Below are 16,289 nucleotides of genomic sequence, written 5' to 3'. Positions count from 1 at the left end.
CTAGTTTAGTTTAATTTCTTTAACATAGTCCTTAATAAGATTTTCCTGAGATTTTTTATCAGCCAATTCCTTGCGCAATATTTTCTCAGCAATATCTAATGATAGATCTGCTACTAGATTTTTTACTTCGCTTATTGCAGAATTTTTTTGTTGTTCAATCTCTGCTTTGGCATCGACCATAATTTTATTTGCACTTTCTTCAGCTTGTACTTTTGCTTCATCCCTAATTGTAGCTGCAGCAGCTTGTGCATCCTTTATGATCTGATCTCTTTCTATTCTTGCTTCCTGAAGTAGTTTTTCATTGCTCGCTTGAAGTTTTTCCATTTCTTCTTTGGCAATCTCCGCCGACCGAAGTGCCTCTTCGATGGAATGCTCGCGAGTTTCAAGAGCACTTAAAATTGGTTTCCAGGCAAATCTTCCCAAAAGGAATACTACAATTAGAAAGGTAAGTGCCTGCCAAAAAATTAATCCTGTTCCAGGTGTTAATAAATCCATATTATAAATTTTGATAAAAAGAACCCAAACCGACCTATTGCCGGAATTGGGTCCTAATGATTATCCCAGAGATATAAGTAAACATACAACCACTCCGAAAAGCGCGATTACCTCAATCAAAGCTGCAATAATCAACATAGCAGTTTGAACTTTTCCAGAGGCCTCAGGCTGTCTGGCCATGGCTTCCATAGCAGAACCACCGATTCTACCAATACCAATACCAGCACCAATCGCAACTAATCCGGCGCCGATTCCGGCTCCCATGATTGCTAGGCTCATATCCAATAAAATTGACAATAACATAATTTATTATTTAGGATGAAACAAAAACTAATGATGATCTTCCACTGCCATACCTATGTACAGTGATGAGAACATTGTAAAAACATATGCCTGAATCGTTGCTACTAACAATTCAATCAGGTTAATAAATATTACAATTAAAGAACTACCCAACCCCACAGCATAAGAACTGAAAATAAAAGTCAGGGCAATCAAACTTAAAATAACTATATGGCCTGCAGTGATAGCGACGAAAAGTCGTATCATTAATGAAATAGGTTTTGTAAATATTCCTATTACTTCAACAGGTAAAATGATTATTCTTAATGGTAGCGGAACTCCGGGTGTCCAGAAAATATGTTTCCAATAGTGCTTATTACCGCTAAAATTGGTAAGTATAAAAGTACCCACGGCAAGAACCAAAGTGACCGCGATATTTCCGGTAAGGTTGGCAGCACCAGGAAATAATCCCAGTAAATTTCCAAACCAAATAAAAAAGAACAAGCTTAGCATGTATGGAAGATATTTCCTGTAGTTTTCGCCAATATTTGGTTTTACTACTTCGTCACGAATAAATATTATGATTGGCTCAAAAAAGCTTTGTATACCCTTTGGTGCTTTTCCTTTATTTTTCTTATAACCATTCGCAACTGCAAAGAATATCCACAAGAGCAATGCGGAATTTAAAAACAGGAATGCTACATTTTTTGTAATTGAAAAATCCGATACATGCCCACCGTTTTCTAAACTAATATGTCCGTGTTCCAGAACATAGCCTTTGTAAGGAATTATTTTATGATTTTCATCAAAAAACTTCGAAGACATAAAGACATCGAACCCCTTTTCTTCAGAATAAATAATGATTGGTAGATAAAGCGTTACATCCCCGAAAAAATGCCAGGTGTGGTCATCTTTTACGTGATGCATTATCATTTCACCGGGATTAAAAGAATCACCGGTTTCTGCCGAAGCATATGCATTTTGCGGTAAAAATGTGCCGCTAACAAAAACAACAGAAAATAATAAAGCTGAAGCTAAGATTTTGATTTTCAACATTCTACAATTTCGCCTTCAGGAGCCTCAAAAATTAGACTGCAAATCTAGATATTATGACCCCAAAAAAAAATTTTGATTCAATATTTTTAAGGCAACTTATATTACTCTTTTGAAGTTTTTTTCAAATCGTATAAAATATCGGCGCTCAGTAGAAAAGAATACAAAATCGCAGTCCAAATGATCATTATTTTAGCGCCCTGTTTGACAAATAGAGTCAGCAGTAGCATAAGCCCAATTATCAAAACAAATTTTACTGCGAAAGCCAATAGATTGGCATTAACCCAAAAATGTGGTTTACTAGCTTGAATCCTTCTTGTCAGATGGAGAAAAAGGTATTTTGAGAAAAATATTAAAAGTAAGATGGAAGCAACCGATAAATAATAAGTCTGGTAAATCGAAATTTCATTGGATATGAAATAACTTATTATAAAAAAAATAAGCTCAATTGAAATTAAAATAATGGCGTAAATGGCAAAACGCATTTACTAATTGATTTCGCGGTAAATTAAATATAGGGAACCCGCAAAAGATCCCAACAAAAATATAAGCGTAAAAACCGGAAATTTGATTTCAAGCTTTTTGTCCAACCAAATGCCTGCAAAAGTAGCCAGGCCTATGGTTACAAGCATTTGTAAACCAAGGCCTGAGTACTTGAAAAAATTATTAGGCTGTTTTTTCGGTTCTATCTTTCTCCTCCTTATTCCCGATAGTGATCTCCTTTACAATAGCCCCCATTTTACACGAGCCGTTAAAAGTAGCACCTGCTTCAACAACCAGTTTGTTGGTCATGATATCTCCGTGTATGGTTGCTGAACTTCTCAAAATAAGTAATTCGGAAACCTCTACACTTCCTTTAACTTCACCTGCTACTTCAGCATTCTGGGCAAGTATACTGCCATCGACAGCAGAAGAATCACTTAAAACTATTTTAGATTTAGACTTAACATTTCCGGTAAGCCTACCTTCAATTCTTATATTTCCGAAAGTTTGAATATCACCTTCGAGAATTGTGCCTTTCCCAATATTATTGCTTGAATCTCTTAGTTCAGTCAAATCCTTTTTATTCTCTTTGTTATTAAACATAAACTCTACTAATTAAAAGTAACGAATTCCTCCGGATTTACAGGATTTCCGTTGTACCAAATTTCAAAATGGAGATGAGGACCTGTCGTTATCTCGCCTGAATTACCAATTATTGCTATTATTTCGCCTGCCTGCGCAAAATTACCAACTTTTTTTAATAATTCTGAATTATGCTTATAAACTGAAAACACATTGCTTTTGTGCTGCAATGCTATAACATATCCGGAATCTTCCGTCCAGCTGGATAAAACTACGGTTCCATCCGCAATTGACTTTATGGGCTCATTGTTTTTTGCAACTACATCAATCCCAAAATGATCAATTTTGGTATTATAGGCCCTGGTTACCAATCCTTCGACAGGAGGGAAAAAATACATATCCTGTAAACTCGATTGATCTCTGAAAACCAAATTTATATTCGATGTTTTCCCTATTTCAAACTCATCTTTTAACAAGGAGTCAATCAGCCGGCCCGATGCATCAGAACCAGATTCGCTATTTGAAAAAATATTATTGGTATCTCTTTCATAGGAAAGGCCAATTACAGAATCGCCCGAAACAACTGACTGAATCGTATTTATAAAAAATTCTTTTTTATCTACTTCATTCGACAATGAATCAACTGCAAGACTTAATTCAACAATCTTTTTATTGATATCAAATTCTGTCTCTCCAGAGAAAAACCAGGATTTCAATACATTATTGTAAAGTAAAACGCTACCCGCACTACAGATAACTAATGTCAGAAAACTAATAACAATTATCTTTGCATAAGTAAAACTGAATGAAGATTTTTCAGCGAAATTTTCTTCATTCCGAACTACCAAAAGGTATTTAGTTGTTAACCAGGAACTTAATGTTTTGCGGTTTTTCAAAGTAGTCAAATGTGCCGCAAAATTATAACATTATTAATATCTACTCATTTTTATAATAAAGAAGTCCGAAATTTGTTAATCATTCAGAGAAATTAATTTGAAATACAGGCTTTTTAATTTTGTTTATGCCGTTTTGGTCATGTTTCCACTGTTGATCTCCTGTTCAGCAGAAAGAAATAATCCTATTGCCAAAACCTATCACAATACTACTGCCCATTATAATGCCTATTATATCGCAAGAGAAAAGCTATCCGATGCGGAGTTTAAAATTAATCAGGAAAGACAGAATAACTTTAACGAAATACTCCATGTCTACGATGAAATGGATGAAGACATGTCTTCCCAACTTACCGGATTAGCAGAGGATGCCATCAAAAAAGCTTCTTTACCAATACAATATCACAAAAACAGCAAATGGGTTGATGATTGCTATATTTTAATTGGTAGGGCAAGGTTTTATAAGAGAGACTTTCCTAATGCCATTCAAACATTCAAATATGTAAATTCCAAAAGCGAAGATGAAAATGCAAGACATTTGGCCCTATCATGGCTACTGAGATCCTTTATTGAAGCGGGGGAGCTAAATAATGCAAGGGCAGTATCTGATTATTTAAAAAAACAACCGCTCGATAAAAAAGTAATAACAGAAGTAACGCAGGCGAGGGCTGATTACTTTCAGGAAATAGGTGAATTGGAAGAAATGGCTGAAAACATGGAAGTCGCCGTTCAGTTTACCAAACCAAAGCGTTTTAGAGCAAGGCAGCATTTTATTCTCGGACAATTATATCAGGAATTAGGCAATAATGATAAAGCTTATGAGCATTATAAATTGACCTTAAAAAGCAATCCCTCCTACGACTTGTCATTTTATTCTAAATTATATCTGGCGCAGGTCACACGATTTAATTCAGAAACTGACATTAAAGAGATTAAGAAATATTTCGAAAAGTTGCTTAAGGATAAAAAGAATGAAGATTATAAAGACAAAATTTACTATGAACTGGCAAAATTTGAGTACAAACAAGATAATATCAATAAAGCGCTTTCTTACCTCTATAGGTCTGTAGCGGCAAGTGAGGCCAATCCCAATCAAAAAGCTTATTCCTATCTTCTTCTTGCAGAAATTCATTATGATGATTTACAGGAATACGAGACTTCAAAAGCTTACTACGACAGCACTTTGCAAACCCTAAGCAAAGATCACAAAGACTATGAAAGCATTAAAAGAAGGCACGAGGTATTAATAACTTTTACCAAGCAACTGGCTATAATTCAATATGAAGATAGTGTGCAGAAACTTGCAAGAATGGACTCAACAGAGCTCATTAGCTATTTAAATGAAATAATTGAAAAAGAAGAAGAGCGAAAAAGATTGGAAAGGGAAAGACAGGAAAATGCCCTTGCTAATAATGAACTCCGTTATGGTGACGCTCAGGATGGCTTTAGTTCAGGAAGTAATGATCAATCGGGATTTTATTTTTACAATGCTTCCGCCGTAAGTATCGGTCAGACAGAATTTGTCCGAATCTGGGGCAGAAGATCTTTGGAAGATAACTGGAGAAGACAAAATAAGGGTGTGGCATTTAATGAAGAGGAAGATAGCTCAGAAGAAGACGAGTCTTTGGTTGAGGAGGAATTCAATCTGAAGGCGGAAGATTTTGAGTCTAAAGAAGAATATAACATGGCTGTACAAAGGTTAAAATTGCTTAAGGATATTCCATTTGATGAGGAAAGCTTGGCGGCATCCAATAAAAAGCTCGAAGAGGCCTATTATACGCTGGGCAAAATATACAATCTCAATTTACTGGAATACGAAAATGCAACTGAGACTTTTCTGACTCTCCTGGAAAGATTCCCCAATTCAGAAAATAATCTGGAGGTCATGTACTTTCTCTATTTTATTAATAAAGATGAACAGGAATTGTCTTACAAGATAAATGACAGAAGCAGTAAAGAAATATCGGAAACTTATAAGAACATCCTCTTAACTGAATACCCAAAATCCTTGTATGCCAAACTCATTTTAAATCCTGATTATTTAAAAGATGCTCAATTGGAGGATCAACAGGCTAATGCATTATACAAAGTTGCTTATGAAAATTATCAGATGGGCAATTATGATGCCGCCTTGCAAGGTGTTAATAACATTATAGAAAATTACAGTTCTACCACCTTTATTGATAAAGCTATTTTGCTTAGAATTATAATTAAAGGAAAGCAAAAGGACATATTAGCCTACAAAGGTGACCTGGAAAGTTTTATTGAAGAATATAACACCAGTGAAGTATTGCCATTTGCAAAAAAACTACTTAATGAAGCGAATGATTATATACGCGCTGCAACAAGCCCTGAAGAAAACGTCTCAGAAGCAACCGGAGAATCAAGTGAAAAAACCCCTTATGAATTCAATGCCAAAGACCGCCATTTTTTCCTTTTTTCAATTGAAAATAAAGGTGTTAAAACGAATGATGTGATGATTGAATTTTCCGATTTTAACAAAGCCAACTTTTCTATTGAAAAGCTTAAGGTAAGTCAATTGCTTTTGAATACAGAGCGTATTCTTTTTTCAGTAAAGGAATTTGAATCAAAAGAAGATGCCATGCGTTATTATCAGGCTTTTCAAAGCAGGGGCAAATTTTTAAAGAGCTACCAAAATGTTAATCCTGAATATTTTGTAATAGGATCGAAGAATTTTCCGCTATTTTATAATTCAAAGAATATTTCAGAGTATAAAACTTTTTTCCAGGATAACTATCTTTAATTCTTAATGCGAAAATCAAGTAAAGTAATAGCCGCTATTTGGATAGTGTTTGTTTCACTCGTCCTGGGAATAGTGTTGTTTTTCTATTCGGTTTCAATAAACTTCATGAATTTATACGGTACTCTTCCCGGACTCAAAATTCTTGAAAACCCGGAGAGTGAAGTAGCTTCGGAAATCTATTTCTCAGATAGAAACAGCAAGGGTGAACTAAAAATAATTGGCAAATACTACAGGCAAAATAGATCAAATACAAAATATGAAGATCTATCCCCGCATTTGATCAATGCACTTTTGGCGCAGGAAGATGCAAGGTTTTACAAACATTCCGGGATTGATTTTGAGGCCATTTTACGGGCTGTAATTTTTCTTGGAAGCCAGGGTGGAGGAAGTACTTTGACACAACAGCTGGCAAAAAATCTATTTAAGATTCGCGGAGATCATAATAATGGTATTTTGAAAGATGTAAACTTTTTGAAAATCAACATTATTATAGCCAAAGCCAAAGAGATGTTGATGGCTATCAAACTTGAAAAGGCTTATACCAAACAGGAGATAATGACCATGTATTTAAATACAGTCGATTTTGGTAGTAATGCTTTTGGGATTAAAGTCGCATCAGAAACCTTTTTTGGAAAAAGTCCGGAACAAGTAAACATCGAAGAAGCTGCAGTACTAATTGGTATTTTAGGTGCTACCTACTCGTATAATCCCGTTTATAATTATGATAATTCAATAAACAGAAGGAATCGTGTATTGGGTCAAATGCACAAATACGGCTATATCAATGACAAGGAATATGATTCACTTTCCAATTTGGCAATCAACTTGGAGTATTATGATGTAGACAATCAAAGTAAAGGACTAGCTACTTATTTTCGGTCAGTTGTCAAACTGGATTTAATGAGATGGTGCAAATCCAATGGCTATGACCTTTTTGCCGATGGACTGAAAGTTTATACAACCATTGATTCAAGGCTACAGCAACATGCTGAAAAAGCCATTGAAGAACACATGCCTGAGCTTCAAAATAAATTTAATGAGCATTGGAAGGGAAGAAATCCATGGGTAGATGAAAATTATAGAGAGTTAAGAGGATATATACAGAACTCCGTAAAAAGACTGAAGTATTACAAGAAACTCAAAGAGAAATATGCCAAGCATCCTGATTCGGTTGAATACTATATTAATCTACCAAAAAAAATGCGAGTATTTTCCTGGAATGGTGATATTGATACCACCTTTAGTACAATTGATTCCTTGAAATATTACAGGCATATCCTGCATGCAGGATTTATGGCAATGGATTTTAAAAATGGCCATATTAAAGCCTGGGTTGGAGGTATTGATCATCGCTATTTTAAGTATGATCATGTGCGCCAGGGAAAGAGACAACCGGGATCAACGTTTAAGCCAATTGTTTATACCGCTGCAATAGATAATGGTTATACGCCCTGTTTTGAGCTTGAAGATGCCCCAGTCACTTTTATTCTACCTACCGGAGAATCATATACACCCCAAAATGCGGAAGGAAGGTGGTCTTATGAGAAATTAACGTTAAGGCAAGCCCTTGGGAGATCAGTAAACTCTGTCACAGCCAATCTTATGAAGAGAGTAGGAATAGAAGTAGTTGTGGATTATGCTAAAAAATTGGGAATACAAAGCGAACTTGCTCCTGTGCCGAGCCTATGTTTGGGAACCAGTGATCTTTCACTTTATGAATTGGTAGGCACCTATGGTACATTCGCGAATAAAGGACTTTGGACCGAACCATTTTATATTCAAAGGATTGAAGACAAATACGGCAATGTGCTTAAGGAATTTTTACCCAAAACCAAAGAAGCTTTAAATGCTCAAACCGCCGAAATAATGTTATATATGCTCCGCGGTGCTACTGAGGAAAGAAACGGAACGGCTCTGGGTTTGTATCGCTGGGATTTGAGAAGAGACAATATGATTGCCGCTAAAACAGGAACTACTAGTAATTATTCCGATGGATGGTTTATGGGAATCACAAAGGATCTTGTAGCCGGGGCCTGGGTCGGAGCCGAAGAGCGATCGATTCATTTCAGATCCATTGCACTGGGATCAGGAAGCAGAATGGCCATGCCTATTTGGGGGCTTTTTATGAAAAATATTTACGCTGATTCAACGCTCAATTATGAGAAAGGTGAATTTGAGCAAAAAGTAAAAATTGATATAGAACTCGACTGTAGCAAATTCAACAATCCTTTCGCAAATGATTCCGTTGATGTAGATGTTCCCGATTTGAATGAAAATCCGGACAGGGATATTTTTAACTGATTTTGGCTGTAGAAAATATAATTTTAAAATCCTTACCTAATGAACCAGGGATATATAAATTCTTTGGTGAGCATGGAGATATAATCTATGTAGGCAAGGCCAAGAATATTAAAAAAAGAGTCAGTAGCTATTTTACATCCCTCAAAGGAAAAGACAGGAAAACCAAACGACTCGTTAAGCAAATTGAAAAGGTTGAGTTTTCTGTTGTAAACCGGGAGTCAGATGCTTTTCTGCTTGAAAACAATTTAATTAAGGAACACCAGCCAAAGTACAATGTGCTTTTAAAAGACGGTAAAACTTATCCCTACATAGTAATTACCAAAGAACGTTTTCCCAGAATTCATCACACCCGAAGAAAAAATCTAAATTATGGCGAATATTTTGGCCCATACCCTTCGGTAAGAGTTCAAAAACAGGTGGTTGATCTTCTACAAAAGCTCTTTAAATTCCGCACATGCAAATTGAATCTAACCGAAACCAATATTGCTAAGGGAAAATTTAAAGTTTGTCTGGAATATCATATAGGAAATTGTTTTGGCCCATGCGAAGATCTTTACTCGGAAGAAGATTACAATGCGGATATCGAGATGGCAAGAAATGTACTTAAGGGCAAAATTAGAATGGTAAAAGATCATTTTAAACAAAAGATTCAGCATTTTGCTAAAAGCCTCGAATTTGAAAAGGCTCAAAGTTTTCAGGAAAGACTTAACAATCTGGAGCAATATCACTCCAAATCAATGGTAAGTAATATTTCCGACATTGAAATCCATGCATTGACTATTGTTCATGGGATAAAAAAGACCTTTGGTAATTACATACATTTGCATGAGGGGGCAATAATTAAAACCAGAAATGTAGAACTTAAAAATCCACTTGAATTAAGTGATCAGGAATTATTACGGGTTTTTCTAAATGAAATTCTATCACAACAGAGCAGTGAAGATATGCCGGTCACATCAATTATTTCCAATGTTCTAATAGAGAAGGATATTAACGGGATTATCGTCAATCAACCTAAAGCTGGTGATAAGAAAAGAATTTTAGATCTCTCTATTAAAAATGCAATTGAATATAAATCTTCCATTGAACAAGTGGATATACCTGATCCTAATCTTAGAAAATTAGAAACACTTAAAGAAGAATTGAATCTAAATAATACACCTTTTCATATAGAGTGTTTTGATAATTCAAATTTTCAAGGTTCTAATCCCGTGGCTTCAATGGTTTGTTTTAAAAATGCCAAACCAGCTAAAAAAGAATATCGGCATTTTAATATTAAAACTGTAGAGGGGCCCAATGATTTTGATTCAATGAAAGAAATTGTACATAGACGCTATTCTAGACTTCTTAAAGAAAAGGCCTCTTTGCCTGACCTCATTGTTATCGATGGCGGTAAAGGACAATTAAATGCTGCCTATGAAGAACTCTTAAATCTTCAAATACAAATTCCCATCATCGGTATCGCCAAAAAACTAGAAGAACTTTATAAACCAGGTGATCCCTTTCCATTGATGGTATCAAAGAAATCCGAAGGATTAAAATTGATTCAACATTTGAGAAATGAGGCGCATCGATTTGCCATAACTCATCATCGCAATCAAAGAAGCAAAAGGGTTTCTAAAAGTATGTTGGATGACATCGAAGGAATCGGTCCAAAAACCAAAGATTTACTGCTTAAAGAGTTTAAAAGTGTTAAAAAAATTAAGGAAGCAAGTCAAGAGGAATTAATTGAATTGTTTGGAAAAACAAAAGGACTCAACATTTTTGAAGGCATAAAAAAAGCGGGTGATTAAACCCGCCTTTTTAAGCTTACTATTAGAGTACTAGAACTCCCACAACTCGTGTTCGTATTCCATTATCTTCATTTCATACCAGTCACTACCATAAAGATTAGCTTTACCCGGTCCGTAGATATCCACGATAAATTTATTATCTGTATTTGATACCTTGATTATTCTTGAAGCAAAAAGTCTTAAGTCAAATGCATCTTGCAAATTTCTATGTTCTGCAGAGTTAAGATCATTAAACCAAATTGCTTCAGGATTATCCTTAAATAGTTTATCTACCAATTCTGTATATGAAAACACGGCAACTGTTTTGTCAATACCATCAGGTGTTAATGATGCATCTACAATTAATTTAAAAGTCAGAATGTCATAATACATTCTCGATCTTTTTTTATCGAAAATAACATCTTCCTGAACTTCAATGATAAACAGCTCTCTGGGCAGATAATAAGGATCAATCGACATGTCTTCACCTCCGCCTTCTTCAGCAAATGGGTCATCAGGATCAGATGCAGGTGCTTCTCCTCCCGGATCGGCAAATGGATCATTAGGATCGGCAAACGGATCGTTAGGATCACCGAATGGATCATTTGGATCTGACATTGGGTCTTCCTCTTCCTCTTCTGATGCAAACCCTTCAATTGCAGGGTTAGTCAGGTTTTCAAGGAATTGTTCCATTGACATAGGTGTACCCAATGTATCTGCTTCATACGGTTGTACAATTCCTTTCTTAGCCGCCTCTACAATTAATTGAGTCAATTCTCTTCCATTGGAAAAGAAAGCCGAATTCTGAACTTCCCTTAGGTCCATTCTTCTCCACACTCTTTTCTTAAACATAATGTCCGAAGAATGTATTGGTCGTACAGACAAGTCGTTATAACCTGAGTTTATATTCTCCTGAGCAAAGGAGAATTCGCTCATTGCTACAATTATAAAAAGTGATAATATTAATTTACCTAAGGTTTTCATTCTAATCTTTTTAGATAATTGGTATTATGATGTAACGAGATGTTACCGGCACATCAACTTCTTCATTCTGATTTCGGAAATTTCTCCTCATTACCGTTTTCACCTCTATTGAATATCTGTCTCCAGGTCGTGCCTGAGCAGCAAACGAAGAAAGGTTTAATTTACTTGATCTAAATGTTTGCTGAGCTACTGCTCTTTTTCCTCTAGCCAATTTTACGATAACTTCAGTCGCTCTATATCTGGCATCTTTAGGTAAGAAAGAAGCAAAATCCTTATCGGCCTGAACATCAATTTCCATCGCTCTAGGCCCGGGCGCTTGCTCTCCGTCTCTCACATTGGCAGGTCTTCTTCCCACTTTTGCTACAAGTGTTGGCAATGGCACGGATCGTACTTTAAAACTTTGTGATCCTATCGAATTTCCATTACTACTAACAGTTAAGGTTACATTTTTAGAAGTTGGAATCACTGTAACTATTCCTTTTTTAGAGCTCGGGATTGCTGCACCACCTTTAACACTGAACTTAGGGTTGTAAGTCTGGCCAAGTGCTGGTACCTGAACATTAAGTTCGTTACCACAATTTCTATACAAAGCCTGAACAGATGCTGATTGAATTTGTATAACAGGTTTCGCAACAATGTAATCCGTTTCAACAACTATCACAGTATCACCACCGGTTGGTTTTGCAAGCTTAATTTCACCCTTCCAGGTTTTTTTAGCTTGTCCTTCTTTATCGTATTTTCCAGGTGTAGCTGTAAATTCTACAAGACCGATTCCATTTTCAACTTTGATCTCTTTTCCTCCATAAAACATTTCAGGCTGTACGGTTGAAGAGAACGCAGCTATAAACATTTCCGCTTTGTATTTTGTACCAGCTGCAACCACTTTAGATTCCGGTCTAACCATTCCTTGCAAAACGTCAAATTTAAAGTCAGCGGCACCTACTTCTGAAGCAAGTTCATTAAGCAATTCACTTTCCATTTGAACAACCGTACTTTGCATTTCAGCCATTACGGCCATTGCGGCTACCATCGGAGTATTCTGGAAAGTTAATTCAGCAAAATCCTTAGACTTTTGATCTGCTATTTTACTAAAGAAGGGGTCATTTTTTGCATCAACAGCAAATGACTTGAAGTCATCTTTTGTATCCTCTGTGGCATGCTCCTGAAGATATGCACAATAATCATCGATTTTCTTTCTGAGTTCATAAGCTTTACCATTTTGATTTGGCCCGATGAACATCGTCTGAACATTATCCTCATTTTTTGCACCTTCATAAAATCCGGTTTCAGGATTTACACCATCGATTTCTTTTAGAGCTTCTCTAAGATCTTCGATATAGTCAACCATTTCCTTAGTTCTGGATCTTACTTCTTTAGCGGTACTAAGAATTTCAACTTCCATTTTCTTATTCCCCCGCTCCTCTACTTTTGCCTTAATGTTATTTACCACGTTAACATTTCGGTTAGAAGTTTCGCGAACTACAGTCTCAATTTTCTCTTCGAGAAATTTAAACTTATACATCACGGAACTACTTACCTGGAGAGCCAAAAGGGCCGTGAGTACCAGGTACATCATTCCGATCATTTTCTGTCTTGGTGTTTCTTTACCGCCTGCCATAGCTATTTTTCGCTTTTAGTTAATTAAGCCTTCATTGCGGCTAGAATATTTCCGTAAACATTGTTCAAAGAAGTCAGATTAGAAGACAATTTAGAAAGCTCGCTTCTAAATGTTTCAGTATCCTGCTCTGCTTCTGCAATATTTTCAAGTGCAACAGAAAGATTGCTGTAAAACTTGTTCATTGCTTTTAAGTGACTGTTAGCGTCCTGTAATTCAAGTTCATAAACTGAATTAAGAGCTCCCAAATTCTTTGTGATCTGCTGTACTTGCTCATGATACTCTTTTGCATCTTCACTCGCACCTGCTAATTCAGACATAGCCGAGGCCGTCTTATCATAACTATCGTTCATTTCACGTAGTTTTCCTGAAGCAGATCTTGCGCTATCAGCATATTCGTTCGTCGCGCTGGCGGCATCTGAAATATTATTCAAACCACTAACAGTTTCAGAAAGCTTGGTAAAGCCCTCTCCTAATCTGTCAAGTAATTCATCATTAATATTGGCTTCGTTGAACATATCGTCCAATTTCTTTGTAGCATTCTCAGAAGTTGCGGGCATTCCGAACTCATCTTCTTCTTCAAATTCACCTGATTCTTCTTTTAATTCCGGGTATACTTTAGACCAATCAAGTTCATCATGACTTGGTTCAAATGCAGAAAGGAAGAAAATGATTGCTTCAGTAGTCAAACCTACACCTAACATGAATCCTGCACCTGGTATGTGAAGGATTTTAAACATGGCTCCTACAATTACTACAGAAGCACCAATACCATAGACCATTGGCATTATCTTTTTGAATAATACCTCTTTAAAACCACCTTTTTGTGCCATAATTTTTGACGTTTACGTTGTTAATAAGCTCTAATAATCCTAATAGTAAGAAATTTTAAAATTCTGTGCCAGAGGAACGGCCAAGGAATGTCATCGCACACCTAAAACCTATGAATGAAGTCGCCGTATCCTGAAATTCGTAAGTCCTAGTACCTGTTTGAAGGTAATAAGCAACATCTTTCCAGGAACCGCCCCTAATCACTTTCCTCGGTTCATTATTATCAAAATAAGTTGGGTTCAAATCCCAAACAACCGGTACCGATGCTTCAAAAAAGGCGTCCTGACACCATTCTGCAACGTTACCTGACATATCGTATAATCCATAGTCATTAGCAAAATATGATCCTACGGGTGAAGTATAAGCAAATCCATCATCGTAGTAGTTACCACGACCTGGCTTGAAATTGGCCAATGCACAACCTCTTCCATTTCTGATATATGGATTACCCCAAGGGTACATAGCCATATCTCTTCCTCCTCTTGATGCATATTCCCATTCCGCTTCTGATGGCAATCTGAATTTTGGCATTGGGAATAGCCCATTATCCACTCTCCAGGCATTCAGGTATTTAGTTCTCCAATCACAGAAGTAATTGGCAGCAACCCAGTCCACACCTACCACAGGGTAGTCATCATGGGCCGGGTGATAGAAATAATATTCTGTCAATGGATCTCCCATATGGTGAGAGAAATCCTTCATCCAAACCGTTGTATCAGGATAGAGTTCACCATATACAAAATCTTCACCCAGCAATTCAAGAGAATCCTCTATGATAGCATAGACGAACTGTCTGTATTCATTATTCGTGATTTCAGTATCATCCATATAGAACCCTCCAATCGTAACCTGTTTGTTGAGGTTAATCATGGTATGAGGCACATCTTCATCTGCCTGACCCATGTGGAAAGTTCCCGGAGGACAATAAACCATTCCAAAAGGAGTGAATTGTTGGAATCCGGATCTGTTTGGAACTCCAATCAAATTACCACCATCGTCAATTGTACCAAGCCTGTTACAGGATGTACCGATTATAACTATGATGAGCGCTCCTAAGAGCAATTTTGTGAAAAAATGTGTTTTCATAACACCACTAAATAAATTCATTCAAAAAAGCCTGTTCCCTATAAACTGTGGAATTTTAAAATTATTGCAATCCCCATATTTTCAAAAACGAAATCAAATCTAAAATTAATTATATACTTATCAAAATATGAGAATGAAGCCCAATTCCTTTTAATGCCTGAAACGAGGAGTTCGTATCACAGGTTTCGCACCAGGTGCTGCAACCGGTAATGTATACGAAATCAATACCTCTGTAGACAATGGACTAAGTGCATCATTTCTGTCACCCTGTAAACCATAATCTATTGCTATCCCAGCTTTTAAAACATTGTCTTCGAGAAATCCCATTCCAATTAAAGCAGTCAGGTCGCCACCTTGTCTGTAAGTTAAGCCACCCCAAATTCTGTCATTGTAAGTCGCTATTGCTCCCAGCTGAAAATAGCCCTGATTAAATTCTGCCGTTTTGTATATTACGGAAGGAGTCACTTTTAGTTCGTAGGTTACTTCAAAAACGTAGCCTGCAGTAAATGTATAATGTGGAACCAATTGATTTCTAAGCCCCTGGGAAGTATCTGTATCCGTTGTATTAAAATCAAATTCTGAGGCAATCATGTGATCTGCTGCTACTCCTACATAATAGTTTTCTGCCTGGTACCAAAGACCTAATCCGAGGTCGGGTTTAATCTGAGTTTCATTTCCCCCCAAAAGGTTGGGATCATTAGGATCCACCGGATTTAATTTTGTGAAATCCAAAGCCTGATAAAAAATTCCCGGTCTGATACCGAGGCCCAGTCTCCCATTGGCAATTGGATAATGATAACTGTAATTCAATAAAAAATTACCATTTCTTGAAACTCCAATACTTTCATACATAAAGGTAGCTCCAATACCTGAAGAGATTTTAAAAATTGGCGTATTAAAAGAAAAAACTCCACTAACGGGATTTCCATTATTTTCAAAACTACTACTGTAACCTAACCACTGGTTTCTGGCTATTAGTAAAAAATCAGTTTGTCCTTCCATACCAGAATAACCGGGGTTATTGTACAGGTTGTTAAACATGTAATGACTAAACAGTGGGTCTTGTTGTGCGTAAAGCTCTGGAAGGTAGAATGTTACAATCGTAACCAGTAGCAGTAAAACTCTCTTCATAATGTCGTTTGTATCAC

The 16,289-nt window shown here is 36.4% G+C and carries 14 protein-coding genes; 3 read left to right on the top strand and 11 right to left on the bottom strand.

Annotated features, from left to right (window positions below; all coding sequences use genetic code 11):
• The 6 genes from HZR84_09125 to HZR84_09100 form a co-directional block, all read right to left on the bottom strand.
• Complete coding sequence (locus tag HZR84_09125; GenBank protein ID QNL22092.1) at positions 1–495, bottom strand: F0F1 ATP synthase subunit B; 495 nt, start codon at positions 493–495, stop codon at positions 1–3.
• 60 nt (positions 496–555) lie between these two features.
• On the bottom strand, positions 556–798 hold the full coding sequence (gene atpE / locus HZR84_09120; GenBank protein QNL22091.1) for an ATP synthase F0 subunit C: 243 nt from the start codon (positions 796–798) through the stop codon (positions 556–558).
• Positions 799–825: 27 nt separating this feature from the next.
• Positions 826–1,833: a F0F1 ATP synthase subunit A gene (gene atpB / locus HZR84_09115; GenBank protein QNL22090.1), complete on the bottom strand. Its 1,008-nt coding sequence runs from the start codon at positions 1,831–1,833 to the stop codon at positions 826–828.
• 485 nt (positions 1,834–2,318) lie between these two features.
• A complete protein-coding gene (locus tag HZR84_09110) occupies positions 2,319–2,462 on the bottom strand; it encodes an AtpZ/AtpI family protein (GenBank protein QNL22089.1) in 144 nt (47 codons plus the stop codon).
• 34 nt (positions 2,463–2,496) lie between these two features.
• Positions 2,497–2,916, bottom strand: coding sequence for a polymer-forming cytoskeletal protein (locus tag HZR84_09105; GenBank protein QNL22088.1), 420 nt, complete (start codon positions 2,914–2,916; stop codon positions 2,497–2,499).
• 8 nt (positions 2,917–2,924) lie between these two features.
• Entirely contained in the window at positions 2,925–3,791 is an 867-nt protein-coding gene (locus HZR84_09100) for a M23 family metallopeptidase (protein QNL22087.1), read from the bottom strand.
• Between the two features lie 97 nt (positions 3,792–3,888).
• Here HZR84_09100 and HZR84_09095 point away from each other — a divergent pair, with 97 nt between their 5' ends.
• Genes HZR84_09095 through HZR84_09085 form a run of 3 tightly spaced genes read left to right on the top strand, consistent with a single transcriptional unit; the run spans position 3,889 to position 10,646 of the window.
• Complete coding sequence (locus HZR84_09095) at positions 3,889–6,552, top strand: hypothetical protein (protein ID QNL22086.1); 2,664 nt, start codon at positions 3,889–3,891, stop codon at positions 6,550–6,552.
• 6 nt (positions 6,553–6,558) lie between these two features.
• Complete coding sequence (locus HZR84_09090; GenBank protein ID QNL22085.1) at positions 6,559–8,853, top strand: transglycosylase domain-containing protein; 2,295 nt, start codon at positions 6,559–6,561, stop codon at positions 8,851–8,853.
• A complete protein-coding gene (locus tag HZR84_09085) occupies positions 8,850–10,646 on the top strand; it encodes an excinuclease ABC subunit C (GenBank protein ID QNL23228.1) in 1,797 nt (598 codons plus the stop codon). The genes HZR84_09090 and HZR84_09085 overlap by 4 nt, the downstream gene beginning before the upstream one ends.
• 30 nt (positions 10,647–10,676) lie before the next feature.
• Here the strand turns inward: HZR84_09085 and gldN are convergent, their stop codons facing one another.
• The 5 genes from gldN to HZR84_09060 form a co-directional block, all read right to left on the bottom strand.
• Positions 10,677–11,609, bottom strand: a complete 933-nt coding sequence (gene gldN, locus HZR84_09080) for a gliding motility protein GldN (protein QNL22084.1) — start codon at positions 11,607–11,609, stop codon at positions 10,677–10,679.
• Between the two features lie 10 nt (positions 11,610–11,619).
• Positions 11,620–13,227, bottom strand: a complete 1,608-nt coding sequence (gene gldM / locus HZR84_09075) for a gliding motility protein GldM (GenBank protein QNL22083.1) — start codon at positions 13,225–13,227, stop codon at positions 11,620–11,622.
• Positions 13,228–13,250: 23 nt separating this feature from the next.
• Complete coding sequence (gene gldL / locus HZR84_09070) at positions 13,251–14,057, bottom strand: gliding motility protein GldL (protein QNL22082.1); 807 nt, start codon at positions 14,055–14,057, stop codon at positions 13,251–13,253.
• A gap of 55 nt (positions 14,058–14,112) precedes the next feature.
• The gene (locus tag HZR84_09065; protein ID QNL22081.1) at positions 14,113–15,141 is read right to left on the bottom strand and encodes an SUMF1/EgtB/PvdO family nonheme iron enzyme; all 1,029 of its coding nucleotides are present in this window, start codon (positions 15,139–15,141) and stop codon (positions 14,113–14,115) included.
• Positions 15,142–15,291: 150 nt separating this feature from the next.
• A complete protein-coding gene (locus HZR84_09060) occupies positions 15,292–16,272 on the bottom strand; it encodes a type IX secretion system membrane protein PorP/SprF (GenBank protein QNL22080.1) in 981 nt (326 codons plus the stop codon).
• Positions 16,273–16,289 lie beyond the last annotated feature (17 nt).

The organism is Hyphobacterium sp. CCMP332 (assembly GCA_014323545.1).
Classification (GTDB): Bacteria; Bacteroidota; Bacteroidia; order Cytophagales; family CCMP332; genus CCMP332.
The sequence above is the reverse complement of the archived record's forward strand: the minus strand, read 5'-3'. Positions and strand labels throughout refer to the sequence as shown.

What these genes read in the sequence shown, in the direction of transcription:
- HZR84_09125 (QNL22092.1), bottom strand. Translation starts at nt 495, where the DNA reads ATGGATTTATTAACACCTGGAACAGGATTAATTTTTTGGCAGGCACTT.
- atpE (QNL22091.1), bottom strand. Translation starts at nt 798, where the DNA reads ATGTTATTGTCAATTTTATTGGATATGAGCCTAGCAATCATGGGAGCC.
- atpB (QNL22090.1), bottom strand. Translation starts at nt 1,833, where the DNA reads ATGTTGAAAATCAAAATCTTAGCTTCAGCTTTATTATTTTCTGTTGTT.
- HZR84_09110 (QNL22089.1), bottom strand. Translation starts at nt 2,462, where the DNA reads ATGCTTGTAACCATAGGCCTGGCTACTTTTGCAGGCATTTGGTTGGAC.
- HZR84_09105 (QNL22088.1), bottom strand. Translation starts at nt 2,916, where the DNA reads ATGTTTAATAACAAAGAGAATAAAAAGGATTTGACTGAACTAAGAGAT.
- HZR84_09090 (QNL22085.1), top strand. Translation starts at nt 6,559, where the DNA reads ATGCGAAAATCAAGTAAAGTAATAGCCGCTATTTGGATAGTGTTTGTT.
- gldN (QNL22084.1), bottom strand. Translation starts at nt 11,609, where the DNA reads ATGAAAACCTTAGGTAAATTAATATTATCACTTTTTATAATTGTAGCA.
- gldM (QNL22083.1), bottom strand. Translation starts at nt 13,227, where the DNA reads ATGGCAGGCGGTAAAGAAACACCAAGACAGAAAATGATCGGAATGATG.
- gldL (QNL22082.1), bottom strand. Translation starts at nt 14,057, where the DNA reads ATGGCACAAAAAGGTGGTTTTAAAGAGGTATTATTCAAAAAGATAATG.
- HZR84_09065 (QNL22081.1), bottom strand. Translation starts at nt 15,141, where the DNA reads ATGAAAACACATTTTTTCACAAAATTGCTCTTAGGAGCGCTCATCATA.
- HZR84_09060 (QNL22080.1), bottom strand. Translation starts at nt 16,272, where the DNA reads ATGAAGAGAGTTTTACTGCTACTGGTTACGATTGTAACATTCTACCTT.